The organism is Granulicella aggregans, assembly GCF_014203275.1.
Lineage (GTDB): Bacteria > Acidobacteriota > Terriglobia > Terriglobales > Acidobacteriaceae > Edaphobacter.
Genome location: NZ_JACHIP010000048.1, coordinates 6,324 through 7,493, shown reverse-complemented (window position 1 = coordinate 7,493; position 1,170 = coordinate 6,324). Strand labels below are relative to the sequence as shown.

Genomic DNA, 1,170 nt, shown 5'->3' with positions numbered 1-1,170 from the left:
CATGCCGAGGCAAAACAAGCTGCATTGGCTAAGGAGAAGCAACACCAGGACGCACTGGACAGTGACACCGTCGCGGTGGATTTCTCGCAGGCTGCTCCGTCGAGCGTTCACACCGCAACACGCGGCGTGCCCGCAACCGAGTCGGTCAAGGCGGAAAATCATGCTGTCGATCCCGACTCAGACGAACCCAAGAAGGACAAGCCTGAATCGAAAGATGCCGCTCCGAAGAAGTATGACTTCGACAGTTTTGAAGGCAAGCTATATCGAATCTTCGAAGGGAGCGTCTTCGAAGGCGTAGTGACAAACCACATCGATGGTGGTTTAGCGGGACCGATTTTGCTAATGCTGTCTACCGACTACTACTCCCACGATCATCAGCAGCTTCTCTTGCCGCAGGGTACGCGACTGATTGGGAGCGTCCAGGCGGTGAATACGAGCCAAGCACGGAAGATGGTCGTTTCCTTCCATCGCGCTATCTGCCCAGATGGTTTCTCCGTCGATCTCGATAAGTTTGCCGGTCTCGACCCGCTTGGAACAACCGGCCTCGCCACGAAGGTAGATAACCGATACCTTCAAACATTCGTCGTCGCTGCCGCGATCGGCGGTTTGGGCGGTCTTGCTCAGGTGGGAAACAACAACATCCTTAATCCCTCGGCACAGATCCGGAACGGCATCTCTTCTCAATCGAGTGAAGAGGCCGAACAGATCCTCAACCACTTCCTGAATCGCCTTCCGATCCTCACGCTGAAGGAAGGCTCTCGGGCGCGGGTCTATATCGGACGCGACCTTCTAATCCCCTCCTACGCAGAACACCGCGTCGAACCCGCCCTGTGACCAAGGAGCAACTTATGAAGCAAGTCCCCAGTAGATGCCGGAACGGAGCACTCACTACAGTCTTCCTCATGATCGCCGTTCTACCCGGCCGCGCGCAGTTTGGTGGCGCTTTCATCGACCCCGTGCAATCGGGCCATGCACTCCAACAGATCGCCCAGAACGTGAAGAACAGCGTCACCTGGCAGCAGCAGCTTGCAAATACCATCCAGCTGCTGGCGACCGCTGACAAAGACTACATGCAGGCCGTCACGAACTACAACATGATCCATGGCAACCTGAAGAACTTCAGCAGCAAATCCATTTGGGCAACGATCCAGTCCCAACTCACGATGGCGA

2 protein-coding genes are annotated in these 1,170 nt (G+C 55.9%); both read left to right on the top strand.

The features are described from left to right. Positions 1-834, top strand: an 834-nt coding sequence (locus HDF16_RS31095) for a TrbI/VirB10 family protein (protein WP_246410485.1), incomplete at its 5' end; no start/stop codon positions are given. A gap of 14 nt (positions 835-848) precedes the next feature. Further along, on the top strand, positions 849-1,170 hold a 322-nt coding region (locus HDF16_RS29420), incomplete at its 3' end, for a hypothetical protein (RefSeq protein WP_184224412.1).